Here is a 25,948-nt window from a genome sequence, read left to right as displayed (position 1 = left end):
CTCTAGCGAATTGGGTGTTCAGTGGCTGCTTTCGAAAACAAAGATCATGAAGGGCGTTTAGTTCTCATTCCCCAAGTAAGCGATGCTTTTGCTGATCTTCATTTTGGCGATGAACCTGACGGTTCAATCCCCGTAAACATTCTTGGTGTTGATAGCCAGATCCCCGGCTTTCAGGTAAATGAGGCATTTGGCGATGCTGCGGATAGAGCCATTTTCAACATGCCTTTTCTATTTCATCGCAGTGGTGAGCCTTGGAAAGAAGCAAATTCATTTCTTCTCAGCGTTGTAAAGAACAAACATGCAAACAGTCGTCCAGCTGACGAAGCAAGACGAAAGGCTAGTCGGTTACTCGACTATTTGATGTTCACTGAGAATAATAATATTCATTGGTTGGACTTCTCTGGGCGACGTATAGTTCATAGGCCGACTTATAAGTATCATCTGCATTTGTTCGAGCTCCCTGGGCGTGGGCCTGAGGTAGCCAATCAGTATACTGGTGTGGTTTATCAGTTCTATAAATTTGTCTCAATGCACTGGCACCCTATTGATATCACCAGGGTTGATTCGGTTCGCGAGATAAAGATTGCCGTTGAAAATAAGTATGGGATCACCCGGCAGATCACTGTAGAGAAAAGAAGTCAAACTCAGAAAACCAACAACGGTAAAGTGGTGCCGATTGGGTTTGTGGATGACGAGGGTGAATGCCTCAGGCCATTAACGAATTCGGAACTTTCAGATTTAATATCTCTCATCGATTCGGATGGATGGGATGCGCAAGAACGTCTAATTGTCCTGCTAGCCTTGATGGCCGGGTCACGAAAACAGACTGTTCTGACGCTTCGTGTAAAACATGTTGAGGCGTTGATGCAGGGCTTGCTTACCCCTGAGGGTACATACCTGTTGAAGGCTGGGCCTGGGACGGGGATTGATACTAAAGGCAACAAGCCTCAGACCCTGCATGTGCCTGAACAACTGGCCGAAGATTTGCTGACATATGTCAGAAGCGCATACGCAAAAAACCGTAGGAAACGCTTCCAGTTAAACTATGCAACAGATTTTCCTCAGCTTAAAAGTATTCCGGACGAAGACATGTACGTGTTTTTGTCGGAGCAGGCTAACTGCTATTACATGGCTTCGAATGACCCACGTTTTCCATTCATTAAGACTAGGCCGCTAGGTGCAGTAGCCGATACTCTTAAGAAGAAAATAATGCGATCCGTATCGTCCAGTTTTCCCCGCGATTTTACCTATCACTGGCTTCGCGCAACGTTTGCTTATCAACTGTATCAGCACTTGATTCCTCGCTTGAAGGACGGGAATCTGTTGCCTGGAGAGGATATCTCCATCATTCAGTCACGCATGCATCATGAGCGTCGCGAGACCACTGAGAACTACTTAAAGCTCTTCAAAATGACGCCTGACAAGCTTCGTGCCCAGGAAGATTATGAGGGGGCGCTATTCAAAATGTCCTCCTGTAGCGATCTGATTTTGGTTGATGATAATGCTTGATGCTTCACAGGTGCGTAAAGTTAATGTTGTTCGACTTCCTGATATTGCCGATCAACGAGAGATTCTTCATCCGGAACTGATGGCCCTCAAGCTTGATCATAGAGTAAGTCCGCTGGATGTCGGGATTTACGCATATTCTGTTCGCGCAAAGACGAGTAAGCCTAACAAATATTTGGTTGATGTAAGATCAGTGGTTCCGAGTCGACGTAAGTTGATTTTGACGTTTTTGGAAAATCATTACGTTTCGAACTCATCCCATAAGTCGATTGAGACAGATATCAAGTTTCTTGATCGTGCTGTCAACTGGTGTGATGAAAATGGCCATTCCGAGGTGTTCTGCAATCCTGTTGCCGCTCGAGCAGCTTATGTAGAATACTCGAACTTCCTTTTCCAGGAAATTCTTAAACCCAACGGTATGGCGCCACTTACAGCACAGCTTCGCCAAGGAATACTAAGACGCGCCCTCCAGCTCCAGTTTCCAGAAAGCAGTGAAAATATTATTTCTAGTGTTCCTCCTATCAAGACGAGGCGCGATGGGCTGGAGCCTCCTGAAGATGAGGATGTCAAAAATTACCTTGAGATCACCTTGAACATTGCTCTTCAGTTCTCAAGGTTTTTGCTTGACGGTGCACCCTTTCCGTTTAAATTTCAAGCGAGTGAATATCATGCTCATCTTTTTCCTGGCAATGGAAAGCATATTACTCCTTACACTAAGGGGAAGCATGAGTACCAAGCGTATAACTATGAAGAAGGGCGTATCTTTACTCTTGAGGAGTTGAAGGGTGCCTTTCCTAAGATTTCCTTGAGTGACCTTAGAAAGACTTTGGAACGTGCGGAAAACCTGATAGCCGAGGTTAATGCTGATCTATACCATCCGTTCAGGTTGCGAATCGCAACCATGGCTATGAGAGCTTATGCATGTTTGTTGAACTGCGTGGTTGGTGCTAACTCAAGTGAGTTGATTCAGTTTCTACATGATGATGCGGTAGAGCTTGTGAAATCGCCGTTGAAAAACGAGCTGTCGGCAGTAAAGCTAAGAGCTAAAGGCTTGAATGTCGCCTATACGGTTGGACGTGGGCCTGGTATGCAAATTTTGAGGGAGTATCTCAGGTTTAGGGAATGGTTTCTAAACCGTCGTAAGAGTGAGTTGCTTTTTTTTAAGTTGCTCGGATGGCAGTATGTTCCAAAAGAGCCTAGGCCATTAGAGGAGAACTTCTCGTCTAACTTTTTTAAGCGTATCGAAGGGGTTTTCGTGCCGAAGGGCACAAAAAATATCCCGCCCGTGTTGGTTCGTAAGTTTAAAAGTCTTACGCTTCATCAGTTAAAGCACTCGCCGCTTTTGGTGGGTGTGGTTATGAATCATAGTGCGCGAACTAATGTTCAGTCTTATGCCGGAACTACAGACGCTAATTCAAAGGCGGAGTTCGGAAAATACTGGGCGGCCATTAAAAAAGCCGCTGAGCGGATTAAAAATTCAGAAAACGTTCCAGGTATTTCCATTGCGGTAGGGCACTGTGATTCAATTAATAGCCCCGAGAAGGATATTCCGGTAGTTGCGATTGAGCCAGATTGTAAAACCCAGTATGGTTGCTTGTTCTGTGTTCACTATGTTGTTCATTCTGATGAGTTGGATGTTCATAAGCTCCTGAGCTTTCTGTACGTAATTGAAGGCGTGAGGGCCAATGCTCCCAATTTTGAGTTTTCGGAAGAAGTTTTCAAGGATGTAGTTATTCGCATTGATTTCATTCTGGAAGCTATTTGTAAGCGTTCCCCAGAAATGGCAAGTCTAGTTGGCTCTATGCGAAAAAGAGTTTTCAATCTGGGAATACTCACGCCTTTTTGGGAAAGGCGGCTGCAGCGTTATGAAAAGATGGGAATTTATATCTGATGGTTGACTTCTTTAAAGGTGTCGGTGATGAACTTCAGCCTTTCGACGCAGCAGGTTCGATTCCTGTCGATCCAACATGGAGGCCCGCGGCTGATTTTGTCATTTGTCGGGATGTCGATGGTGAAATTACGGCATGTTACGGCGGCGTTAAGTGGGATCTGAATCCGATAAGGCTCAAGGCCAATCGCATCGCCATGATTGGATTTGATAGTATTTTCAAACAGTACGAGGCTGGCCAGGATGGTCTTGTCAGGGAGGTGAGATATCTCCTGTTTTGCTTGTTTTTCTATGTTCAAACCGGACATCTAGGAAGGATGAGCGCGGGTATGCTTGGTCAATACTTTTTGACTTTACGAACAGCTGCGCGCTATTGCTATGATCAAAAAGCCAACCCGCTTGTAGGTGTCATCAGTCTCCAGCAGTTATTTTCTAATCCAGCCTATCTTAATGCCTATAGTAAATGGATGGCTAGGGAGAATATAGGGGTTACTCAGCGAAAGCTCACTAAGTCCCTTATTTCGCATATGGTCGCCATTGGCGAAGACCGTCTAGGCTACAAGCTGCATGGGGTCTTTAACATTGACTTTGGCGCTGCGTCAGACGTTCCTCATCAGCATCCTGTAATTCCAACAAGGATATACCTTGAAGTAATTAACTCTGTTGGCGATTGGATGGATTTGATTTATCCGAAGAGGAAAGCTATTGAGCGTTTCCTGGATTGCTTCATAAGTCCATATTACGGTTATACAGAAGACCATCAGAAAACTATTTCCGGAGGGCCGGATGTAATTGAGCTGGAATTTAATCAGGCTTTGCGGCTACATAAGCTTGATAAGGTTTTTTCCGGAGATTTGCATTGCGTTGGTCGAGGTGTATTGTCCTCGGCTATTTTAAAAATGCAATGGATTCTTAAGACGGTTATTCATATCTACACGGGTATGCGTGACCAGGAAGTAATGCTTCTGCCCTACAACTGTATCGATGTCGAGGAGGTGGTCGCCGCTACTCTTGATGAGGATGGAATTAGTCGAGATAAGCCGAAAATCGTGAAGGTGCTTTCGAGTACGACTAAGTTCACTGGATATCGCAAGTCCTCGTCTTGGCTGGCTACAGATGAGGTTGTACGTGCAGTTGAAATTGCTCGCTCCCTTTGTCGAGCGATCTCCAATTTATTCGGAGTTCGCCCAGAGGATATGCCTCTTTTCCTTAATCCAGCCATTATTAATCGGCGTGAAACGAAAGTAGGCGTGCCGACTTGGAACGACGTGTCGAAGCCGAAGTTTCTTTTGAATCGGCTATTCATCACAGAATCTGACTTTCAGGAGTTGCAGGCTACTGACCCTAGCCGAGACTTTTTGAATGCGGCAGGTTTCAGTATTGGTTCGCCATGGTCATTTACAAGTCATCAGTTTCGCAGGTCGCTAGCCTTTTATGGGAGTAACAGCGGTTTCATTTCTCTCCCGAGTCTTCGAAAGCAGTTCAAGCATCTGTCTGTTCAAATGACGCGCTATTATGCGAATAACTTCTCAAAGCTCAAAACTATTTTTGGATATTACGATGAGGAGGTAGGTGACTTTGTGCTGCCTAAGCATCATGTGCTTTTCGAATATCAAACCGGCATGCCTTTAAACATTGCATATGATCTTCTTGCTCACGCTTTCGGAGACGGTGCGCAACTTTTTGGGGGGGCTGGAAGCTACATTTCCAATCAGCGGAAAAGGATGGATGAGGGTGGTATTCATATTGCTACGCTGAGGAAGGAAACGGAAAAACAAGCATCGGATGGTAAGATTTCTTTTAAGGTTACTTTGTTGGGTGCCTGTACTTACACAGGAAAGTGCGATTCCTATCTTTTGGGGGATATAACATCGTGTTTGTCGTGTGCAGATGGCATCATTGAGCGAGATAAGCTTGAAGAGGCCATCGATGGCAGTGAGGAGGATCTTTCTCGATATGAGCCTGGCTCAGGCGAGTACCAGGTTGTTGAGGCCGAGTTGGCAAGCTTGAAAAAATTCCACCAGAAATTCATTCCCGTTGTTGAGGTGTAACGTATGACCGGCACTGGATTAGATGCTTGCAGGGAGGCTTTCGAGAGACTCAAGCTCGGTCAGCCTAGAGTTGCAGCCCATGTGGGACTGGATCCTACTAAAATTACTGCAGGTATTGTGAGTTTCGAGGCGGGCTTTGATCGTGGCTATCTGAAAAAAGACCGCAATAATCATAAGCCGTTAATTGCAGAGATTGAAGCGTATCGCAACAGCTTCGGTACAGTAAGTTCTTCTAAAGCGTTGCAGATAAAGCGAGCTAACGATAAAGCGGCAAAGGCTCATGGCGAACTCGAAGTTGTGAAAGTCCAGCTTTATCAAGTCATGACGCAGAACGTTCAGCTAGTAGAGCGGGTGCGTTACCTTGAAGAACAACTGAAGAGCCTTAATAACGTTGCTAAGCTGAATGTCAGTCAAATACGAAAGCAGCGTGAATGATGAAGTGCCGTGCGCCTCTTTTTTGCAGAGGCAACGATGTGTAAACGGCCAGTTTGTATCTTCCCCATGCTTCGTTATCTCGTGCCGCACTTATACGTCAGGCGCCGCCTGGCATTCGCTTATAATTCTCCCGTTTTATTAGCATCAAGGCCGAACCGCTAATTGAGATCCACCGGGTATACTGCTCCCCTGATTTGGGAGCCTCGATGATTTCTCTACCTATTGACCTCATATTGCCAGGCCTACGAGACGCCTTGGCCAACCGCAATGAAGTGATCCTTGAAGCGCCACCTGGTGCGGGCAAGACCACTCGAGTGCCTCTAGCGCTGCTGAATGAGCCCTGGCTTGGTGATCAGAAGATCTTGATGCTCGAGCCTCGGCGGCTGGCTGCTCGGGCCGCTGCCGAACGTTTGGCGAGTGAATTGGGAGAGAAGGTTGGTGAAACTGTCGGCTACCGCATTCGTCTTGAAAGCAAGATTGGGCCACGCACCCAGATCGAGGTAGTCACCGAGGGTATCCTGGCTCGCCGTCTCCAACACGACCCAGCACTGGAAGGTGTGGGAGTGGTCATCTTCGATGAATACCACCTCAGGAACCTGGACTCTGATCTCGCACTAGCCCTCTGCCTGAGTGGCCGTGAGCTGTTGCGCGATGAGTCGCCTCTGAAGCTGCTGCTCATGTCTGCAACGCTCGAAGGTGCGCGGCTTTCGAAAGTCCTCAACGACGCCCCAGTGGTCACCAGTGAAGGTCGGATGTATCCCGTCTCCTCGATTTGGGGGAGCCCATACCAACCCGGCCAGCCAGTCGATACGAGGATCACAGATACCTGCTTGACCGCCCTCAATGAGCAATCGGGGAGCATCCTGGTTTTCCTTCCTGGCCAAGCAGAGATTCGCCGGGTGGCCGAGTCCCTCAAAGAACAGCTGAGCAGCCGCCCAGACCTCGTAGTGTGCCCTTTGTATGGCGATCTTGATCTCAATGCACAGCGCTCAGCGATAGAGCCTGCGGCCCCTGGAACGCGGAAAATCGTACTGGCGACGAACATTGCAGAGACTAGCTTAACCATCGAGGGTGTCAGAGTGGTTGTGGACAGTGGTCTTGAGCGGGTGCCGAAATTCGATCCTAGAAGTGGTATGACCAGGCTCGACACCCAGCGCATCTCGAAAGCCAGTGCCACTCAACGAATGGGGCGTGCTGGCCGACTCGAACCGGGTGTTTGTTATCGCCTGTGGTCAGAGTCGCAACACGAGCAACTGGCTAGTTACAGCACTCCTGAAATCCTGCAGGCGGACTTAGCAGCTCTCGCGCTGCAGCTTGCACGCTGGGGGATGAAGCCAGATGAAATGACGTGGCTTGATCAACCTCCCTCGGCACCTTTCGCTCAAGCCAGAGATCTGCTGAAACGCCTAGGCGCGCTTGATGATGCCGGACAACTCACACCACATGGTGCGGCCATGAGTGAGCTGCCGGCCCACCCGCGTATTGCTCACTTGCTGATTAAAGGGAGCTCGCTCGGCCTGGATGATCTAGCTTGCAATATCGCAGCACTACTGGGTGAAAAGGATATTTTGCGCGGGGCAGGTGCTGACCTCCATACGAGGCTGAGCGCCTTGTCGGGTGAACAGCATTCACGTCGTAGCGGGGGCTCCCTGCAGAAGGTGAAACAATCCGCTCGCCAGTATCGATCCCTTTTGCGGGCAAAGGCTTCTGACCCCGTTACAGATCCAGATCACCCACGCTGGGTAGGGTGCCTCCTGGCCTTCGCATACCCTGATCGAATCGGTCAGCAAAGGCGTGCAAGCGCCTCTGAGTACCGCCTTTCTAATGGGCGCGCTGCGGTTTTCTCTGAGCCTGACAACCTCACCAAAAACGAGTGGCTAGTGGTGGCCGATCTGGGGAGCCGGCTAGGTCAGCGTGAGGAGCGGATCTACCTAGCGAGTGACCTTGATCCGGCGCTGTTTGATGACGAGTTAGCCGACCTTGTGAAGTCAGTCGATGAGGTCGATTGGGACGAAAGGGAAGGGCTGCTGCGTGCTGAGCGGCAACTGAAGGTAGGTCAGCTGGTTTTTTCTACGACTCCTTTGCCAAGCTTGGACGAGCAAGCCCGTTCGCTCGCGCTGGTCAACCTCGTAAGGCGAAAGGGTATCGAACTCTTGCCCTGGACTCCCGAGTTGCGACAGTGGCAAGCGCGGGTCGAGCTGCTGCGTCAGCTGGAACTCCAGAATGGGCAGGCCGGCAGCAAATGGCCGGATCTCAGCGATACCAATCTGTTGGAAACGCTTGAGGAATGGCTCACACCCTACCTAGGTAAGGTCACTAGGCTCAGCCACTTCAGCCAGTTGGATCTGTCGTCGATAGTCAGGAATCTGCTTCCTTGGCCGCTTCCACAAGAGTTGGAGGCCCAGGCGCCGCAGGCGATACAGGTGCCTTCGGGTTCGAACATCCGTATCGACTATTCGCAGCACCCGCCAATTCTCGCTGTGCGGTTGCAGGAGCTGTTCGGCCTGTCTGAAACACCTCGGATTGCTCAAGGTAAACAGCTGCTCACGCTGCATCTTTTGTCGCCGGCTCGAAGGCCTGTACAGGTCACCCAGGATCTCGCCAGTTTCTGGCGTAGCACCTACGCGGAAGTGAAGAAGGATCTCAAGGGGAGATACCCCAAGCATCACTGGCCTGATAACCCATTGGTGGCAGAGGCGACGGCCAGAGCCAAGCCCAGAAAGTCCTGAGTATGGAACTGACCCCAGCCTAACTCAGAGGCTAGGATGTAGGCCCAGAAAAGCTCCGAATCACCCTAAATTCATCTTCCGGGGCAGAGCCAGTTCTTCAGGCGCCTCACCGACGCCGCCCTCCACGTTTTTTCCGCCCAACACTGGCTTAATGAGGGATAGATGCGCGTGCGCTCCCGCGCCTGCTCGAGTATGAGTGTTATACAATACTTGCCGCTCTCCCACCCCTACAGCATTCACGCATGCAGGATGACAGTCCGTAGGTGTGGGCGGGCCAACTTATTTTCTGACGGTGAAATTCACGTTGACTGGGATTAGTCTGTTTGTTCGAACCAAGCTAGGTTCTGGCAAATGCCGGCCTTGGTCAGTAGCCCTTGAGTCCCGTCCAACCTTGAGCTGCACGCCTCTCCCTTTACTACTCCTCGGGCAACCTCTCCTGGTGATCCGTTTGAGCCGTCGTCAGGGTAGTAAATTAGGTCTGTGCCGTCCGGATGGCCGGTAATCTCACAGAACCTGTCGAATAGGACGACTAGAACATCACCAGTGGATGCCTTATTGGCGACCAGTATTTCATTCATGAAACCGATGAATTCATCTTTGGTAAAATCAATGATGCTGTCTTCATTATCTTGTGTCATCCGTTTCTATGAGTGTCGATGTGGTGTTTTGCTGCAACATGCTGGGCATGAACTGTTGGATCTAGCCATGCGGTGTCCGTGCCTATCAAAAAAGGCAGGACATTTCCCCCTGCCTCACTGAAGATGCTCCTCATGGATCAAGGCAGGGTGAAAGAAACATGGGATTATTCATACAGTTCTGGGCCTGGCTCTTCGAAGACAAAAGGTCGGCTTGGGAGCAGAAACAAGACCGCCTGGCCATCGATGCGTTCAACAAGCTCAAGAATTATTCAGTCAGTGATCGGGGTGGATTGTCCATGGATCCCGAGGAGCTTCGCGAGCAGGTTGTGACTGGTCGCAAAGAGCTAAAACACCTTGTCCAGCCATCGCCGAACAGTACAACGCACGCGCACCAATCCACCGCTCCTCTGATCGCCCATCAGGGTCACCCGGCGCAATGCGCGTCGAGAGTGGATGACTTTGTCGAAGTCGTGACCTGGCGCCGCCTGAGCTCAGGCGCATCCGCGCGCTACGTATGTCTCGAATCTTTGACAACAAAGCAATATGCCGTCGCTACTGCCGACCTCTTTTCGGAGCCTCTGGATAACCTCTTCGAAGGCCTCGTCGCCAAGGTCAACCATCGAGTCGCTAGCTCCATCACGTCTGGCGAATTTGAGTGGTTCGATACACCAAGGGAGGCCATGGATGCTTACGATGCTAACTTGTGAAATTCACTGAGCGTCAATGCTTGACGGTCGCAACCGTCACCGAGAAGACGGTTACGTTTGGTTGTTAGGACACAGAGCCAAAAGATGATTTATTGGCTCATTCAAAGGAAAGTCAAAGGTGGGTCAAGCGCTATGCAGGGCGAGGTAGGTTTTTGTGAGTGGCAACCATGGTCAATGCGAAGTGAGTTGCCTGGGAAGAATTTTCCAGGTGTCTACTTCATCGCTCGAAGCAGGCGCAAGCCGGACAACCATCGTATAAACAATGATTTCATTATCTATGTCGGTGAAACGACGGGCCAGACACTCGCAGACCGACTCCGCCAGTTCAATACGTCCGCGTTTAGTGAACGACCAGGACACTCAGGCGGCAACACCTTTCGGCTGACGCTGTTGGAAACCACTCCTATTGAGCACCTCTGGGTATCCGCTTGCCCGGTGGATATGGGCGATCCCTACACAACAGCCTACATCAAGCATCTTGAGCGTAAGCTGCTCTGGGAGTATGTGTGCACGTGGGGGCGCTATCCGGAGTGCAATCGTTCGTGATTGGATGGCCATGCTCGCCACTGTCCCAACCAAAGGAAAGCAATGATGTCTCGAGAATGGTACGTAGCTGGCCGGGTTTACCAAAAGGTTCGTGATCCGGAGAGCCTGCTGATTGAGGAGCGCGCCAAAGCCCATGCTGAGGCTGGCTACCCTCTACCGGAACTAGACTCTGCAATGAACGCCGAGAACATCATACAAGAGACCAAGAGAGCTGCTGGTAAAGGTATACCTGATTAGCGCAGGCTCATTTGCGGTAGGGGTACTTAGGACGAATGAATGTCCAACAATGGAGAGTATTAGGACGTGCTAGGTGAGGGTTACCTTTCAATATTGACGCGCACTTTTTCACCGTGTAATTAACATTTTAACCTAGGACGATCATGACCGACTCCAGCACCAGCATTAGCAAAGCCCTCACAACCAGCACCACCTTCGTCGATAAAGCAGTTGAATTTCGGCACTTCATACTGCTGATCTCCTTCCTGCTTGCACTAGATTCTTGTCTGATGATTTTTCACCAAAAAAACCTGCTGCAGTCGTTCAGCAAATTGGACGCTCCCGAGGTCAGCGCAGGAGGAGCATTAGTTTTCCTGGGGATTTTTGCGTTTCTAATGACATTGTTTTTTCCTGCTTTGCGAAAGGTATTAATCGCATTTACCACAGCGATCAAATTGATGCGGGGAACCAAAGGCAAGGAGATCAACCATGACTTTCGTGATACGTCCACGGCGCGCCGAGAAGCCCTCATTCATAGAGACAAGCTAATCATTGAGTTGCTGGACAAGCAGGAGGCACAGAGAAGGGATCACGATACCAACATGAACATTGCCTTTGGGCTGGTGCTGATGTTCGCCATCAACTTTATGAATCTAGGAACCTCCCAGGTGTTGTCGCTCACCCAAACGGCAGCCACGTTGCCGGGAGCCATCACCGGCTTCTGGGTCAATGCTTTCATCTTGGCGGCTTTGTTCACATTCACTGCATTCCTATTAGCAATGTTCGCCATGTCGCTGGCACCTGAAACTAGCGACAAACTCTACCTACCTGAGTCCAACGAAGAGAAGGCTGCGCGAATAGAAAGAGAAAAGAAAATGAGGCTGCCAAATGGTGTCTACCTAGGCTAAAGACTATCCATATTTTTTCACTGCCACGCTGTCACCCCTCACGGAGAAACGCGATGCCAAATTCAGACCTGCTCCCCTCCCTGCTTTTCAAGATCAACGAAAATCAGCTCGCCCTTGAGGCTGCCATCATGGAACTGACGCTATGGGTTGAGCAGCGGGAGTCGAGTGAGGTTGGAGGCAATGTGCGCGGCGCGTTGGACACGATCAGAAAAAATGAAGAATTCATCAACATGACGCTCGCTGTAATGATGACACCGGAGTAACTCACTCCATAAATCAAAGAAGCCTGTTGGGCACGGCCCGATCGCGAAAAGCGTTGAGTGCAATGTCGTCATTACGCCCATCACGCCGGGTGCTTTTCAAATACAGGTGCTATTCCCAGTGCCAGATGACCTACACAAAGCGCATTCCTTGACCATTTTTCTTTCATCAAGAGAACACGTGGCCGGCACAGTCGCTCACACTCGCAATTTGGACAACGGTGATTTGGAATTGTAGATCGATGTATGACAATCCATTTCTAGGCCATCTCGGTTTGCGCTGTTCCACGCATACCCGTCATGGCATCATCAAAACTCACGTAGGCTTATCTAAGGAAAATAATGAAGCTCAAGGGAAGAGATGGTGTCGAAGTTACGATCCCGGTTGGAGGCCATGGTTTACAGGGCCGGGACGGTAGAATGGTTGCCATTCCTAAAGGTGGTCACGGTCTTCAAGGACGAGATGGTCGAATGGTTGCGATCAAGTCAGGCGGCCATGGTCTGCAAGGTCGTGATGGGAGAATGGTTGCGATCCCCAAAGGCGGCCACGGCCTTCAAGGAAGAGATGGTCGCATGGCCGCTATTCCGGCAGGAGGGCACGGACTTTCAAGGGAAAGACGGGCGAATGGTCTCAATCCCCAAAGGTAAGCATGGCGTAGAGAATGATAAAGGGCGTATGCAAGCGAAAGGCTAAAAGGCTCAAATGGGCGCCGTCCTCTTTACCGGTAACAACTCATAGTAAATGGCCATTTCAAACCACATGCTCCGCCCCATAGCCCCGGCGTTGCCGACGACTATCGCTATAGCAACGGTGCTGCCGTGCTATATGGCAACTGCTAACTTCCGCCGCTCGCTCACACCCTCAGTTTTACCGCCGTGCAGGATGACAGTCCTCTGGTGTTAGCGGGCTTCTCGTCTACCCATTGGGGTCAATCGACCAACATTGGGGATAGATCGCGAAAGCTTGCCCCCATCTAGAGGGCATCCAGTTAAGCCAGTAATGGGATCACCAATCAGGCTCTGGCTCTGTACCCAAATGAATCGACATAACCAGCGCACGGCGGTAATGCAGTGGGGTAGCGTTTAACTCTAGGGAAAGAAGTCGGTCGGCCACACCGGTCAAGGTATCCATCCGCTCGCGCGGCACTGCTATATACGCAACCAACCGAGTCCCACTTGCTGCCATAGACCCTATTCCTTTTGGGGGGGCTATGTCCTGCATCAATCGAGGATCTGCGTAGAGCTGGCACTCGACCTCTGGGTATTTGAAACCCTCGGGGTAGAGCACTTCCCCTTTCAGCGTCAGGATCATATGTTCATGATAATGACCTTCGTTAGCCCTCGAATGATTGGCCAGGGCTAGGCTGAACGACCACGTTAAATCCCACCCGGACAGCTTAATTTGATAGAGGGTACGTTGCGTTTCGAGCCGGGGCCGGCCTCGCCGTGTTTTAGATTTTTGCTGGATTGTACGGGTCATAACGACCTCCACCAGACAAACGGCTAGCCTTGTGAAAAGGATCAACTAACTCCCCAGCTGACCTCAAAAGCATAGCCGTAGTGAACGCTGGAGTGCGATGAGCCGTAAACCGATGGAATGGAAGCTGGCCGAAATTGCTCACCAGAAAACGCCAAGCTCTGCACTTGACGCCTTCGCGACCAATTGTCAGAGGTTTTGTGAAACCACGGCGCGCCGATCAAACTGATGATGCTGCTAAGCAAACTTCACGATTTAGGTCTCACTCCGTCCCAGGGTGGAACATTCCCCGCGCAAATCCATCGAGTGAAAATATCCAATTTGAGGCATAACCACGTGCGGTCGTTGCAGCATAATGCCGCCCAGTTTTTTCATAATCGTGCTTCGCACCGCTTCAGCAACCGCAAAGCACTGCAGGGAATATTCAAATAATGTCGCAAGCCTCCAACAACCTCGCCGCCTACATCTGGTCTTTAGCCGATTTACTACGTGGTGACTTTAGGCAAAGCCAGTACGGTCGTATCATTCTGCCATTCACCTTGTTGCGTCGCCTCGAGTGCGTGTTGGAGGCAAGCAAGGCGGCGGTGCTGGTGGAGCATGCACGCGTCCAGCAACTCAATATCTCCGAAGAAGCCCAGGAAAAACTGCTCCTGCGTGCCAGCGGTGGACTGTCGTTTTTCAATACCTCGAAAATGGATTTGTCCAAGCTCGGTGAATCCGGCATCAAGGCAAACCTGGAGTCCTACCTGCAGGGCTTTTCCAAAGATGCACGGGAGATTTTCGAACACTTCAAATTTACCGAATTTCTCGGTCAGCTGAACGACGCCAACCTGCTCTACAAGGTTGTGCAGAAAGTACGGAAGACGGACTTAAGTCCTGCGGCTGTTTCCAACCACGACATGGGCCTGGTGTTTGAAGAGTTGATTCGCCGATTTGCGGAAAGCTCGAATGACACCGCTGGGGAGCACTTTACCCCCCGCGACATAGTGCGCCTCACCACCTCCCTGGTGTTTATGGAAGACGATGATGCGCTGACCAAGCCCGGCGTCATCCGAACCATTTACGACCCAACAGCGGGTACTGGAGGTTTTCTATCTTCAGGCATGGAATACGTACATGAGCTCAACCCACATGCGTTGATGCGCGCCTATGGCCAGGAACTCAACCCCGAGAGCTACGCCATCTGCAAAGCGGACATGCTGATCAAGGGGCAGGACGTCAGCAACATCAAGCTAGGCAACACCCTCTCGAACGACCAGCTTTACGCCACTAAATTTGATTACATGCTCTCCAACCCGCCCTTTGGCGTGGATTGGAAAAAAATCGAGCAAGAGATCAGTGAAGAGCACACACAAAAAGGTTTCAGTGGCCGCTTTGGCGCAGGTCTGCCACGGGTCAGCGATGGCTCCTTGTTGTTCCTAATGCACCTGCTCAGCAAGCTACGCGACGGTTCTCAGGGGGGTGGGAGGATTGGCATCATCCTTAATGGCTCGCCGTTGTTTACCGGTGGCGCCGGCTCAGGCGAATCGGAAATCCGCCGCTTCATTCTCGAAGCCGATTTGCTCGAAGCCATCGTCGCGCTGCCCTCCGACTTGTTCTACAACACCGGCATTTCGACCTATGTCTGGGTGCTGTCGAATAAGAAAGCCCAGGAACGTAAGGGCAAAGTACAGTTGATCAATGGCGTGAACCTTTGCGGAAAAATGCGTAAATCCCTCGGCTCCAAGCGCAATGAAATGGACGAGAGCGATATCGCCAAGGTGATCCGCGCCTTCGGTAGCTTTGCCGCAGTCGACGCCTACGAGCTGGACAAACAAGCCGCACAAAAAAGCAGTCGAGGCCGCCAGGCTGCCAACCCGAAAGTTGAGGCTACCAAGACCTTCGCCTGCAAAATTTTCAATAACCATGAGTTCGGGTATCGCCGCATCAGCATTGAGCGACCGTTGCGTCTGTCTTATCAATTCAGTGACGAGCGAGTGGCTACCTGTCGCTTCGCCCCTGGTGCCCTCAATAGCGCCATGCGTTGGGTCTATCAAGAGTTTAGTGCAGTAGAGGGTGAAAGCTGGAGCGACGGCGACAACTGCAAGCGTTACGGTGACCTAAGCACCAATGAAGACGCTGTTCGACGTTACTGCAAGCTGCACTTCCCCGATCTCAAAGAGAAGCACATCAAGGATCTACTCAACAGAACAACATGGATGGATCAGAAGCGGCTGCTACTCAAGGCACGAAGTCTGCAGGCCAGCATTGGCACCGTCCAGCATGACGACTTCAACACCTTTGACGAGGCCGTCAAAGCGGTCTGCAAGCAACAGGGTATTGTCCTAGACGCCAAAGACAAAAAACAAATCATCGATGCCGTGAGCTGGAAAAACCTAGAAGCGGCAAAGGTCATCAAAAAGGTGCATAAGACCAAAGAAAATCCCCTCTACGGATTGTTTGCCGTCAACGGTGAGGTACTGGAATATCACACCGATAACGACCTGCGTGACAACGAAAACGTAGCGCTGGATCCAAGTCAAAGCGTTGATGCCATTAATGAAGCTTACTTCCTTAAAGAAGTGCAGCCGCATGTGCCCGATGCCTGGATTGATGCCAGCAAGAAGGACGCCCAGGATCAGCAAGTTGGCATAGTAGGCTATGAAATAGCTTTTAACCGGTATTTCTACCAGTATCAACGGCCAAGGGAATTGCTCGAGATTGATGCTGATCTGGATGCTGTGTCAGCCGAAATTATGAAGCTGCTGCAAGAGGTGCATTCATAATGGCAGGGAAATATAAAGCTTACCCAGAATATAAAAACTCTGAGAATCCTTGGCTAGGTGACGTACCCAAGGACTGGGATCTAATACCGCTTAAATACTTGTCTCGCGTTAGTGGCGGGGGTACACCAAGCAAAGACAATCCCGAATACTGGAATGGCAACATCCCTTGGGTTTCGCCAAAAGATATGAAGACGCCCAGAATCCTATCAACTATCGATAACGTTACCGAAAAAGCGATAAAGGAATCGTCGACCAACTTATTAAGCAAAGGCGCTTTATTAGTAGTTGTTCGATCAGGGATTCTCCAGCATTCAATACCTGTAGCGATAAATGATGTTCCTGTCACTTTAAATCAAGACATGAAGGCGCTTCGATTCAATGGCAAGCTTAATGTCAAATACGCAATGTATCTTATAGTTGGCAACCAGAAGGCATTATTGCTTGAATGGAGAAAGCAAGGTGCCACGGTTGAAAGTATTGAACAGGAATATTTAGCAAATACGATATTTCCAGTGCCTAGCCTCAATGAGCAAGGCGAAATTATCAGGTTCCTAGACTGCGAAACCGCCAAAATCGATACCCTTATCGAAAAACAGAAACTGATCATACAACTACTAAAAGAAAAGCATCAAGCAGTGATTAGTCATGCCGTTACCAAAGGATTGAACACCGACGCCAAAATGTGCAACTCGGGTATTGAGTGGCTGGGAGAGGTGCCGGAGCATTGGGAGGTTAAGAGCTTACGCTATCTTGGTTTTTGTCAGAACGGGATAAACATCGGTGCTGAGTATTTTGGTTCTGGCTATCCATTCGTAAGCTACGGTGATGTGTACAGGAATGGGGTCTTGCCAGAACATGTAAGCGGATTAGTCCAGTCAAGCGAGAACGATAGGAAAGCATATTCCGTAATTGCTGGCGATGTAATATTTACAAGGACATCTGAAACTATAGATGAGATAGGGCTTTCATCTGTTTGCCTCTCAACAATAAGTGACGCTTCCTTTGCGGGATTTCTTATTAGGTTCAGACCAAAAAACCGGACATTAGACCCTGGCTTTTCCAAATACTACTTTAGAAGCATTCTTTTAAGGGGGTTTTTTACTAAAGAAATGAATCTAGTAACCAGGGCGTCCTTAAGCCAAGACTTGCTAAAAAAACTTCCTGTACCATTACCTGCTTTAGACGAGCAAAGACAGATAGCTAACTTTCTTGACAAGAAGTCACTAGCCTTCTCGAAGCTTATAGAGAATGCTGAATCAGCTATTAATCTATCAAAGGAACGTCGCACCGCCCTGATCTCCGCCGCCGTTACCGGCAAGATCGATGTAAGAGATTGGGGCGCGAAAAAACTTAGTCAAACCAACAGGGAAGTAGCCGCATGAGTGCATTGGGTGGCGGTAAGGCGAACGAACGAACCTTTCAAAATGATATGCTCAAGCGTCTCATTGCCAAGGGTTGGCTGCTAGGCCAAACGGAAAACTACAACCGTGAACTGGCCTTGTACCCGGAAGACCTGCTGGGTTTTGTCAAAGAAACCCAGGATGAACAGTGGCAAAAATTTTGCGCGCTCTACCCAAGCAACCCAGAGCACCACTTTCTTGAACGTGTCGCCACCCAACTGAATAAGACTGACCCCAATGCCGCCAGCAAAGACATGCGCACCTTCGGCACACTGGGCGTGTTGCGCCACGAACTACGTCACCGTGGCACCCGTTTCAGCCTGTGCCAGTTCAAGCCTGAGCACGATCTAAATCCCGACACCTTGGCCCGTTTTGCCAAGAATCGCTGCCGTGTAGTCCCCGAGTTGATTTACTCACCTTGGGCGAACAAAGCCCATCTCGAACAAACCGGAAGCAAGGCTCAAGCCTGGCGCATTGATTTGGTGTTGTTTGTAAATGGCTTGCCGGTGGCCACGCTGGAGCTGAAGTCCGAATTCAAACAGGCCGTAAAGAAAGCCATTAAGCAATATAAAACCACGCGTTTTGCCACCGACCCAATCACCAAAAAGCCTGAGCCTCTGCTGACCTTCAAGCGCGGTGCTCTGGTGCATTTTGCCGTGAGCCAGTACGAGGTTTATATGGCCACGCGGCTGGAAGGCGCGGAGACCTTCTTCCTGCCATTCAACAAAGGCACCACGGTCGGCGGTGCCGGTAACGATGTACCGGCAGACATTAACCAGTACGCCACCGATTACCTGTGGAACGAGGTGTTGCTACCCAGCAATCTGCTGTCGATTCTCGGGCATTTTGTGCATCTGCAAATTGAAGAGAAAGAAGATTGGGAAGGCCGCAAATACAAAAAAGAAAGTCTGATTTTTCCGCGTTACCATCAGTGGGACGTTGTGAATAAACTGGTCAATGCCGCTCGCACCGAAGGCCCGGGCCATAAGTACCTGATTCAGCACAGCGCCGGTTCCGGTAAGTCGAACTCGATTGCCTGGATAGCGCATCAGCTTTCGGCGCTTTATGACGACCAGGGCTGCAAGCAATTCAACTCCGTGGTTGTGGTGACGGATCGCACCGTGCTGGATGATCAGCTGCAAGACACCATCAACCAGTTTGAACATGTCGATGGTGCGGTTGGCCGTATCAATAATCAGGAAGGCGACGGCTCGAAATCAGAGAAGCTGGCAGCCGCGCTTGAGAACTCACAGCCGATTATTATTGTCACCATCCAGACCTTCCCCTACGTGCTGCGCGCCATCGAGAATAGCGTCAGCCTGAAAGAACGCAGCTACGCGATCATTGCCGACGAAGCCCACTCCTCGCAAACCGGTTCTACAGCACGCCAGCTGAAAGAAGTATTGATGATTGAGGCCAAGGCAGATGGTGAGGACGAACTCAGCTCTGACGACATTCTCGATGCCGCCGTGGCGTCACGCCGGGCGTCAAAAAACCTGAGTTATTTTGCCTTCACCGCCACGCCGAAAACCAAGACCCTGGAGCTGTTTGGCCGTTTGCCCAATCCGGAAGAGCAACCCTCTAAAACCAATAAGCCCGAGGCCTACCATGTGTACAGCATGCGACAGGCCATTGAAGAGGGTTTTATTCTGGATGTGCTGAAGAACTACACCAACTACAAAGTGGCCTACAACCTGGCGCAAAAAATCGATAAGGCCGATCAGGAAGTTGAGAGCAAAAAAGCCAAGGTCAAGCTCAACCAGTGGGTGCGCCTGCACGAGTACAACATCGCTCAAAAGGTGCAGGTGATCGTTGAGCACTTCCGCAGCAACGTCATGGGCCTGCTGGGTGGGCAAGCCAAAGCCATGGTAGTCACCAGCTCGCGCAAAGAAGCTGTGCGCTACAAGCTGTGTTTTGACAAATACCTCGTCGACAAGGGCTATCAAAAAATCCATGCCATGGTGGCGTTCTCGGGTGAGGTGGAATTTACCGAGAGAGACCCGAACGCTGTCGCGCTACTCGGCACCAAATACACCGAAAGCAACATGAACCCAAACCTCAAAGGCCGCGACATGCGCAAAGCCTTTGATAGCGATGATTATCAGGTGATGATTGTTGCCAACAAATTTCAGACCGGCTTTGACCAGCCCAAGCTCTGCGCTATGTACGTGGACAAAAAGCTCGGCGGCGTAGAGTGCGTGCAGACCCTGTCGCGCTTGAATCGTACTTATCCGGGCAAGGCGGAAGTCGGCACCTTTATCCTGGATTTCTTCAACGAGCCGCAGGAAATCCTCGACTCATTCCAGCCGTATTTTCAGACAGCGGAGCTGGCGGATGTTTCAAATCCAGACTTGATCTTCGATCTGTTTGAAAAGCTCAACGCGGCGGGAATTTATAAGTCGAGTGAGGTTGAGCAGTTCTGCGCGGCCTTTTTCGTAAAAAACAAAAGCAATGCGGCGATTGCCAATATTTGCAAGCCAGCGGTCGAGCGCTGGACGAAAAGCTACAAGCAGGCGGTTGAGGCCTACGCGCACTCGAAAGAAATATTTGAACGGATTAAAAAGACCCAAGATGCGGTGTTGATTGCCAACGCCGAAAACGACCTGAAGGAATGCAAGCAGGCCAAGGACGCCCTCGATATCTTCAAAAAGGATCTTGGCACCTTCGTGCGCTTCTATGAGTTCATGTCGCAGATCGTCGATTACGATGACAAACAGCTTGAAAAGCTCAGTCTGTATGCGCGGAACCTAAGCCCTATGCTGCGCGAAACCGCTGTGGATGAGGATGACATTGACCTCAACAGTATCGTGCTCAGCCATTACCGCGTTTCGAAAATACGCCAGCAAGACCTGAAGCTAATAGAAGACTCGCCCGACTATAAACTGGTGCCAGGTGAGGGGCTTGGTTCAGGAACGGCAAAGGACATCAAGGAAGAGCTGCTTTCGCAGATATTAGAACGGCTCAACGAGCTGTTTGTGACTGATCATCTGACTGAGAAAGACATGGTGAATTATGCCTACACCATCCGCGACAAGGTCAGTGAAAACCAACTGGTCATGCAGCAACTGGCCAACAATACTCCTGAGCAAGCATTGCTGGGTAACTTCGCCAGCGCGGTAGACGACGCAATTATGGATAGTGGCGATGCTCACCAGAATCAAATGATGCAGCTGCTATCTGATCCGGCTAAAGCCAGCAAATTTGCGAAGGTGGTTTTTGATTTGCTTAACTTGTCGTCGCAATGACTGGATGAAAAAATCGTAAAATGGCCTTTGACGGGTGTATACGCCGATCTTCAAACCTTTTTGCGTGGTTCCTAAAGGAATGCCTTATGCGTGGTTCAAGGAGTCGACTGAGTTGCCACCTGGTTCGAGTCATTGCCGTGAGTCAGGCGACTCTAGGTATACAAATCTGCAAGACACAAAAAAGCCCCAGTCAAGGGGCTTCTAAATTCAACCGGGCTACGATCTTCGCTGACGCTCTATCGTGTAAGCAGCTAATCAGGAGCGGAAACATTAACACAGCAAAACAACTGTACATCCATCCAGAATAAAATGCAACGAATGTCTTGCATCGTCAAGTGACACCATTGGGACGCAAGGCGAAGTAGCTCCCGTTTCGTGGTCATCTCCGGCCCTCGCAGTTCAAACCATCAGAATCATAACTTCATCACGCTCACTGCTGCCTACTGCAGCACAGGTGGCGTAAAGACGTAACGGCCCTGCCTAGCTTGCGCATTCCATGCCATCCGGCCACCCAGCCCACCAACATCCGGCCACCTGTTCCACGCTCATCCGGCCAGGCAGTCGGAGCGCAGCGACGCAGGTTTGCATTGTTAGTCTTAAGCCCCTGCCGCCGTCAATTTCGTTGCGCGCCTGCGCATCGATTCACCCTTCAGTTCGATCCGATAAGCGTTGTGCACCAGCCTGTCGAGGATCGCATCGCCCAAGGTCGGATCGCCGATCAGCGCGTGCCATTTGTCCACCGGCATCTGGCTTGTCACCAGCGTCGAGCGGTTGCCGTAACGGTCGTCCAGCAGTTCAAGCATGTCGCGCCTTTGTGCAGCGGTAAACGGCGCTAGGCCCCAGTCGTCCAAGATCAGCAGGTCGGTCTTGGCATAGCCGGCCATTAATTTGGCGAAGCGACCGTCTCCGTGGGCCAGGCCCAGTTCCTCCATCAGGCGCGGCAGACGCAAGTAGCGCACGCTGTAGCCGTCCCGGCAGGCCTTGTGGGCCAGCGCGCAGGCGAGCCAGGTTTTGCCTACACCGGTCGGGCCGCCGATGATCAGGTTCAAGCCATCGCGCAGCCACTGGCCGCTGCCCAGTTGCAGGATCATGGACTTGTCCAGGCCACGCGGGCTGCGGTAATCGATGTCTTCCAGGCAAGCGTTGTGGCGCAGTCGGGCGGCTTTGAGACGAGTGCTCAGGCGCGCATTTTCACGCTCGGTTAGCTCCCGGTCGACCATCAAGCCCAGGCGTTCATCGAAGCTGAGATCGTTGATGTCCGGTGTCGCATGTTGTTCGCCAAGCGCCTTGATCATGCCGTGCAGGCGAAGGGTTTGCAGCTTGTCCAAGGTCGGATTCGGTAGCATTTCGAAGCTCCTTTTTCAGGTCAGTGGTAGTAGCCGGGGCCGCGCAGGTTGATGTGTTCGTCGGGCAACAGCGGCAGGTTTTGCTGGGCCAGCGGCAGCCGTTCCAGCCCTTGGCGCAGGATCGATTCGAGGCTTTTGTAACTGCACGCGCCCAGTGCCAGCGCACGCTGACAAGCGGCTTCCAGCCGCTCTTCGCCGTGCTGTTTGCTCAGGCGCAGGATGCCCAGGCAGGCGCGGAAGCCCTGCTGCGGGTGGATTCGGCGTTCGAGGATGTAGGCGATGACGCCAGCAGTGTTGGGCCCAGTTTGCTCCGCCCAGCGGATCAACCGTTGCGGCGTCCACTCTGCATGTTCTCGGTGGCTCTTGGGCATGTGCTCGGTTTGGGTGGTGTGGCGACCTTTGTGCTGCGAGCGCAGATGGCTGGCCACGCGCTGGTTGGCGTGGAAGCACTCGACGGTCTTCTCGGTCAGCCGCACTTCGAGTTGGTGCTTCACCAACTGGTACGGTACCGAGTAAAAGTGGCCATCGACCTCGACGTGGTAGTCGATATGGACTCGCACTTTTTTCCATTCCGCGTAGATGTATGGGCGTTCCGGCAGCGCTTGCAGTGCCGGTTGGTCGATGCTTTCGAAGGCTGATCGGCGTGAGCCGGGCAGCTTTTTGAAGGGCTTGTTGTTGAGCCGCTCCAGCAGCACGCCGATCGCCGTGTTGAGTTCGCCCAGCGAGAAGAACTGGCGGTTGCGCAAGACCGCCAATATCCAGCGCTCGACCACTTGCACGCCGACTTCTACCTTGGCTTTGTCCTTGGGTTTTCGTGAGCGAGCAGGTAATACGGCGATGCCGTAATGCTCGGCCAAGTCGCGGTAGCTGGGGTTGATATCCGGCTCGTAACGGTGCGCTTTGGTGACGCCGCTGCGCAGATTATCGGGCACCAGGATCTGCGACGTACCGCCGAGAAAGGCAAAACATCGGACGTGTGAGCCCAGCCAGTCGGGCAGTTTCTGCGACCAGGTGGCTTCGGCAAAGGTGTAGCTCGATGCCCCCAGCACGGCGACGAAGATCTGGGCCTGACGGATCTCTCCGGTTCGCCGGTCGATGACCGGCGCGGTCTGTCCGGCGTAATCGACGAACAGCTTCTCGCCAGCTCGATGTTCCTGGCGCATGACCACGTCGACCTTGGCGGCCCAGAGGCGGTAGTGCTCGCAGAACCAGCTGTACTGGAAGCCTTGCGGGTGAGCGAGTCGATATTCCTGCCAAAGCAAAGCCAGCGTTACGCCGGGGCGGCGCAACTCGGCGTGGACATGAGCCCAGTCTGGTACCGGACGTTGATCACTGGGGACAGCGGGCGGCGGCGGAAAAAGATGCCGTTGCAACTCGGCGTCAGTCAGCGCAGAGGGCCAGGTCAGGCCGCTGGCAGCAAAGCGATTGAGGTACTCACCGACGCTAGCTCGACCTACTTGCAAGCTGATAGCGACCTGGCGGGCAGATAGGCCGACCTCGAATTTGAGACGTAGCACTTCTCGAATCTTACGCATGGATAACCGCTCCACGACGACCTCTCTGCTTCGATAAAAGAGGTCGATGGTAGTGAATTAATCCTGCGTTGCTGCCTGCCTTAAGGGTGGCCGGATGAGCGTGGAATGGGTGGCCGGATCACCGTGGAATCAGTGGCCGGATGTTCATGGAATAGGTGGCCGGATGGCCGTGGAATCCGCACCTAGCTCGCAGAAATACCTTGAGACTCGTCCTGCCAATTCCTCGCTTAAAGGTCGCGACGACGTAACGAGAATTCAGCGTCGTGAGCACCCAAAATTTTCCCTCTTTTTTTGCAAAGCAAATCTCAGACGTCCGCACAAAATGGCCGTCCGCGAACCACCCAAGCTCGTCGCGCCGCTTGTGGCCAAAGACAACGCCAATGGCTGAAAATGAGGAGATAAATACATCGCTTAGATAAGCTGTGATTGGCTCCTCGAACGATTGAGCATCTGCCAGGACAATGCGCTTCAGATGAAAATCTGTAAGGCGTTTACCATGCAGCTCTACGTTTATCGTATTCAGCATTTATCCGCTTCCAAGTGCATATTCATTGGGGTGTAACTCGATTTATGAAACGTAACATTGACAATGTTACAGTTGGAAAATCGTGTTACATCTTTGGGGAACCTTGCGTTTTTTCAGTAAATCTTCTGAAGGTTTGTCAGAGTGCTGGCATCGAAGGTTGGATCGTGAACATCGACGTACACGGCGCCGCTCTCAACCTCCAGTCGGGACACTGGGATCTCGTTTTTGTCATAGCCAACGGAAACAGACGTGAGCCTTTCCATCCGCCAGCTGCCGTTTTTATTGATCCAGGGCGGAGTGACGACCTGGAGCTCATCTATGACGAGGTCAGGGCCTTGCGCCGAGAGGAGTTCGAACAATTTGGTCTCGTCATTAAGCATCTCCACCTGGGAGATAAATCGATCCTCGTGACGCTGCTTAATGCTGACGTGATACCAGTGCGTCGCCAAACTCCGAGACACTTCATGCCAGTGGGTAAGTCCTTCCCCGAACATCCCAGGCAGGCCAGCCATATCAGTATTGTGAGTTCTGAACATATCGTGCCTCGGATTAAAATTCTCTTCGTAGCAATGCCTAAGCATGAAGGCAGTACAAAAGTCTTACTTATGGAACTTGCTAAAACGATCTGAGAGTTCCGCCGCGCCAACAGTTTTCCAAGACTCTGGATCGGATGTCTTTTTCAACATATTCCAGCCAGCCCACAAAAAAAACAGCGCGGCCAGAGCTGCCTCTACCAAGGCGACAACACTTGTATACTCCATTATCATCGGATGCTGCCCACCAATGAAGTTCATCATGGGTACAATAGAAACTAACCAGCCAACCGGAAATACCACACAAAAAGCCAAAACCGCATAAAAAACCATTAGAAGCGGAACTGTCAGCCGGATATGACTCGCGAACGACTTTGCGCCGTTTTCTTTCTGCATACCGTAAACAATGCCGGAATTTTTTTCCTTGTTTGCAGAGTTTTTGAACAGACCGTATAACGTTACGGTCTCTCTGGCATCCATCTCCTCATACATCCTTTTCGAGAGTGTAAGATTTGGAAGTACCTGGCCATCAATACTGATGATGGCTTTATAGCTATCTCCGTGATCCGAGTTAACCTTTATATAATCGACCTTGCCCGTTACTTTTACACAATCAAATCTGAACACAAAAAACTCCTAGTTTCATGATAGCCGTCCTAGCTCTAGACCGACAAAAATCTTAAAATTTAGACAAAGAGGCGCCATTAAGCTCGCGTGACTGCGAGCCTTACCAATATCAATGCTGTGATTGCTGCGGATACTAATATGCGTAGTGGTTTCTCAGCTCATTGCCTCGATTAGAAAAAAGAGAAGATTGTTTTTAAGCTTGCCACTCTCTCTTGGCCGTCCCCCATGAGCACGTACACGGTGTTCTTGGTTTCAAACATCACGCCATCAAACGAGATGGCCATGCTGCTTCGTACCCAGTCGCCGGGTTGGAAGCGGCCTCGACTGTCATGGACGACTTTGTGGGCAAATATGAATAGTGGGAGATGGCCCGCTGCATGGATCTTGGCCAAGTCGTCGACGGAAACGTCGACGTGAAAAATTATCCAGTCCTCGGTGAGGCAGTAAGGCTTGGATGGAAAATGTTCATGAACAGCCCCTATTAGAGCGTCTTGGGCGTCGCTGGAGCTCCGCCTCGTCGTGATCACGCCCTCGAAAACTTCCCCGTAAATCTTTGTGGCGTCCAATCCAGACTCCAAGCCAATAACAATTTATTGAAAATTCAGCAGCT

At 51.1% G+C, this 25,948-nt stretch carries 21 protein-coding genes; 14 read left to right on the top strand and 7 right to left on the bottom strand.

Annotated features, from left to right (window positions below):
• The first annotated feature begins 21 nt into the window (after positions 1-21).
• From ACZ89R_RS13995 to hrpB, 5 genes are all read left to right on the top strand, one after another.
• Positions 22-1,509 carry a site-specific integrase gene (locus ACZ89R_RS13995; protein WP_429545469.1) on the top strand — a complete coding sequence of 496 codons (1,488 nt, stop codon included), beginning with the start codon at positions 22-24 and terminating at the stop codon, positions 1,507-1,509.
• Complete coding sequence (locus tag ACZ89R_RS13990; protein ID WP_429545470.1) at positions 1,502-3,397, top strand: hypothetical protein; 1,896 nt, start codon at positions 1,502-1,504, stop codon at positions 3,395-3,397. The genes ACZ89R_RS13995 and ACZ89R_RS13990 overlap by 8 nt, the downstream gene beginning before the upstream one ends.
• Positions 3,397-5,445 carry a site-specific integrase gene (locus tag ACZ89R_RS13985; RefSeq protein ID WP_429545471.1) on the top strand — a complete coding sequence of 683 codons (2,049 nt, stop codon included), beginning with the start codon at positions 3,397-3,399 and terminating at the stop codon, positions 5,443-5,445. Before ACZ89R_RS13990 ends, ACZ89R_RS13985 begins: the two co-directional genes overlap by 1 nt.
• Before the next feature lie 3 nt (positions 5,446-5,448).
• Entirely contained in the window at positions 5,449-5,880 is a 432-nt protein-coding gene (locus tag ACZ89R_RS13980) for a hypothetical protein (protein WP_429545472.1), read from the top strand.
• 206 nt (positions 5,881-6,086) lie between these two features.
• Positions 6,087-8,609, top strand: coding sequence for an ATP-dependent helicase HrpB (hrpB, locus tag ACZ89R_RS13975; protein ID WP_429545473.1), 2,523 nt, complete (start codon positions 6,087-6,089; stop codon positions 8,607-8,609).
• A 314-nt stretch (positions 8,610-8,923) separates the two neighbouring features.
• Here hrpB and ACZ89R_RS13970 read toward each other — a convergent pair whose 3' ends face one another.
• Positions 8,924-9,247, bottom strand: coding sequence for a bacteriocin immunity protein (locus ACZ89R_RS13970; protein ID WP_429545474.1), 324 nt, complete (start codon positions 9,245-9,247; stop codon positions 8,924-8,926).
• Between the two features lie 158 nt (positions 9,248-9,405).
• Here ACZ89R_RS13970 and ACZ89R_RS13965 point away from each other — a divergent pair, with 158 nt between their 5' ends.
• The 5 genes from ACZ89R_RS13965 to ACZ89R_RS13945 all read left to right on the top strand — a co-directional run bounded on the left by ACZ89R_RS13965 (position 9,406) and on the right by ACZ89R_RS13945 (position 12,578).
• Positions 9,406-9,954 carry a hypothetical protein gene (locus ACZ89R_RS13965; RefSeq protein WP_429545475.1) on the top strand — a complete coding sequence of 183 codons (549 nt, stop codon included), beginning with the start codon at positions 9,406-9,408 and terminating at the stop codon, positions 9,952-9,954.
• An 84-nt stretch (positions 9,955-10,038) separates the two neighbouring features.
• A complete protein-coding gene (locus tag ACZ89R_RS13960) occupies positions 10,039-10,500 on the top strand; it encodes a hypothetical protein (protein ID WP_429545476.1) in 462 nt (153 codons plus the stop codon).
• A gap of 380 nt (positions 10,501-10,880) precedes the next feature.
• A complete protein-coding gene (locus tag ACZ89R_RS13955) occupies positions 10,881-11,624 on the top strand; it encodes a hypothetical protein (RefSeq protein ID WP_429545477.1) in 744 nt (247 codons plus the stop codon).
• A 53-nt stretch (positions 11,625-11,677) separates the two neighbouring features.
• On the top strand, positions 11,678-11,887 hold the full coding sequence (locus ACZ89R_RS13950; RefSeq protein WP_429545478.1) for a hypothetical protein: 210 nt from the start codon (positions 11,678-11,680) through the stop codon (positions 11,885-11,887).
• A 361-nt stretch (positions 11,888-12,248) separates the two neighbouring features.
• Positions 12,249-12,578 carry a hypothetical protein gene (locus ACZ89R_RS13945; RefSeq protein WP_429545479.1) on the top strand — a complete coding sequence of 110 codons (330 nt, stop codon included), beginning with the start codon at positions 12,249-12,251 and terminating at the stop codon, positions 12,576-12,578.
• Between the two features lie 312 nt (positions 12,579-12,890).
• Here ACZ89R_RS13945 and ACZ89R_RS13940 read toward each other — a convergent pair whose 3' ends face one another.
• Positions 12,891-13,364: a hypothetical protein gene (locus ACZ89R_RS13940; RefSeq protein ID WP_429545480.1), complete on the bottom strand. Its 474-nt coding sequence runs from the start codon at positions 13,362-13,364 to the stop codon at positions 12,891-12,893.
• Between the two features lie 428 nt (positions 13,365-13,792).
• On the opposite strand from ACZ89R_RS13940, the gene ACZ89R_RS13935 reads away from it, so the two are divergent.
• From ACZ89R_RS13935 to ACZ89R_RS13925, 3 genes are read left to right on the top strand one after another with little or no spacing between them, the layout of a single operon-like run.
• On the top strand, positions 13,793-16,126 hold the full coding sequence (locus tag ACZ89R_RS13935; RefSeq protein ID WP_476241470.1) for a type I restriction-modification system subunit M: 2,334 nt from the start codon (positions 13,793-13,795) through the stop codon (positions 16,124-16,126).
• Positions 16,126-17,508: a restriction endonuclease subunit S gene (locus tag ACZ89R_RS13930; RefSeq protein WP_429545481.1), complete on the top strand. Its 1,383-nt coding sequence runs from the start codon at positions 16,126-16,128 to the stop codon at positions 17,506-17,508. Before ACZ89R_RS13935 ends, ACZ89R_RS13930 begins: the two co-directional genes overlap by 1 nt.
• Positions 17,505-20,771 carry a type I restriction endonuclease subunit R gene (locus tag ACZ89R_RS13925; protein ID WP_429545482.1) on the top strand — a complete coding sequence of 1,089 codons (3,267 nt, stop codon included), beginning with the start codon at positions 17,505-17,507 and terminating at the stop codon, positions 20,769-20,771. The genes ACZ89R_RS13930 and ACZ89R_RS13925 overlap by 4 nt, the downstream gene beginning before the upstream one ends.
• 596 nt (positions 20,772-21,367) lie before the next feature.
• Here ACZ89R_RS13925 and istB read toward each other — a convergent pair.
• The 3 genes from istB to ACZ89R_RS13910 all read right to left on the bottom strand — a co-directional run bounded on the left by istB (position 21,368) and on the right by ACZ89R_RS13910 (position 24,178).
• Positions 21,368-22,117, bottom strand: a complete 750-nt coding sequence (istB, locus tag ACZ89R_RS13920; protein ID WP_429545483.1) for an IS21-like element ISPsy14 family helper ATPase IstB — start codon at positions 22,115-22,117, stop codon at positions 21,368-21,370.
• Between the two features lie 20 nt (positions 22,118-22,137).
• Positions 22,138-23,652, bottom strand: a complete 1,515-nt coding sequence (gene istA / locus ACZ89R_RS13915) for an IS21 family transposase (RefSeq protein WP_429545484.1) — start codon at positions 23,650-23,652, stop codon at positions 22,138-22,140.
• 118 nt (positions 23,653-23,770) lie between these two features.
• Positions 23,771-24,178, bottom strand: a complete 408-nt coding sequence (locus ACZ89R_RS13910; protein WP_429545485.1) for a hypothetical protein — start codon at positions 24,176-24,178, stop codon at positions 23,771-23,773.
• 164 nt (positions 24,179-24,342) lie between these two features.
• On the opposite strand from ACZ89R_RS13910, the gene ACZ89R_RS13905 reads away from it, so the two are divergent.
• The gene (locus ACZ89R_RS13905; protein WP_429545486.1) at positions 24,343-24,807 is read left to right on the top strand and encodes a hypothetical protein; all 465 of its coding nucleotides are present in this window, start codon (positions 24,343-24,345) and stop codon (positions 24,805-24,807) included.
• On the opposite strand, the gene ACZ89R_RS13900 is transcribed toward ACZ89R_RS13905, so the two are convergent.
• Positions 24,778-25,338: a hypothetical protein gene (locus ACZ89R_RS13900; protein ID WP_429545487.1), complete on the bottom strand. Its 561-nt coding sequence runs from the start codon at positions 25,336-25,338 to the stop codon at positions 24,778-24,780. The genes ACZ89R_RS13905 and ACZ89R_RS13900 overlap by 30 nt on opposite strands.
• Before the next feature lie 170 nt (positions 25,339-25,508).
• On the bottom strand, positions 25,509-25,904 hold the full coding sequence (locus ACZ89R_RS13895; protein WP_429545488.1) for a DUF6957 family protein: 396 nt from the start codon (positions 25,902-25,904) through the stop codon (positions 25,509-25,511).
• Positions 25,905-25,948 lie beyond the last annotated feature (44 nt).

Source organism: Pseudomonas sp. TE3728 (assembly GCF_056279145.1).
This window is presented reverse-complemented; position numbering and strand designations above follow the sequence as displayed.

What these genes read in the sequence shown, in the direction of transcription:
- ACZ89R_RS13910 (WP_429545485.1), bottom strand. Translation starts at nt 24,178, where the DNA reads ATGCTGAATACGATAAACGTAGAGCTGCATGGTAAACGCCTTACAGAT.
- hrpB (WP_429545473.1), top strand. Translation starts at nt 6,087, where the DNA reads ATGATTTCTCTACCTATTGACCTCATATTGCCAGGCCTACGAGACGCC.
- ACZ89R_RS13935 (WP_476241470.1), top strand. Translation starts at nt 13,793, where the DNA reads ATGTCGCAAGCCTCCAACAACCTCGCCGCCTACATCTGGTCTTTAGCC.
- ACZ89R_RS13940 (WP_429545480.1), bottom strand. Translation starts at nt 13,364, where the DNA reads ATGACCCGTACAATCCAGCAAAAATCTAAAACACGGCGAGGCCGGCCC.
- ACZ89R_RS13960 (WP_429545476.1), top strand. Translation starts at nt 10,039, where the DNA reads ATGATTTATTGGCTCATTCAAAGGAAAGTCAAAGGTGGGTCAAGCGCT.
- ACZ89R_RS13965 (WP_429545475.1), top strand. Translation starts at nt 9,406, where the DNA reads ATGGGATTATTCATACAGTTCTGGGCCTGGCTCTTCGAAGACAAAAGG.
- ACZ89R_RS13930 (WP_429545481.1), top strand. Translation starts at nt 16,126, where the DNA reads ATGGCAGGGAAATATAAAGCTTACCCAGAATATAAAAACTCTGAGAAT.
- istA (WP_429545484.1), bottom strand. Translation starts at nt 23,652, where the DNA reads ATGCGTAAGATTCGAGAAGTGCTACGTCTCAAATTCGAGGTCGGCCTA.
- ACZ89R_RS13990 (WP_429545470.1), top strand. Translation starts at nt 1,502, where the DNA reads ATGCTTGATGCTTCACAGGTGCGTAAAGTTAATGTTGTTCGACTTCCT.
- ACZ89R_RS13985 (WP_429545471.1), top strand. Translation starts at nt 3,397, where the DNA reads ATGGTTGACTTCTTTAAAGGTGTCGGTGATGAACTTCAGCCTTTCGAC.
- ACZ89R_RS13980 (WP_429545472.1), top strand. Translation starts at nt 5,449, where the DNA reads ATGACCGGCACTGGATTAGATGCTTGCAGGGAGGCTTTCGAGAGACTC.
- ACZ89R_RS13955 (WP_429545477.1), top strand. Translation starts at nt 10,881, where the DNA reads ATGACCGACTCCAGCACCAGCATTAGCAAAGCCCTCACAACCAGCACC.
- ACZ89R_RS13925 (WP_429545482.1), top strand. Translation starts at nt 17,505, where the DNA reads ATGAGTGCATTGGGTGGCGGTAAGGCGAACGAACGAACCTTTCAAAAT.
- istB (WP_429545483.1), bottom strand. Translation starts at nt 22,117, where the DNA reads ATGCTACCGAATCCGACCTTGGACAAGCTGCAAACCCTTCGCCTGCAC.
- ACZ89R_RS13950 (WP_429545478.1), top strand. Translation starts at nt 11,678, where the DNA reads ATGCCAAATTCAGACCTGCTCCCCTCCCTGCTTTTCAAGATCAACGAA.
- ACZ89R_RS13970 (WP_429545474.1), bottom strand. Translation starts at nt 9,247, where the DNA reads ATGACACAAGATAATGAAGACAGCATCATTGATTTTACCAAAGATGAA.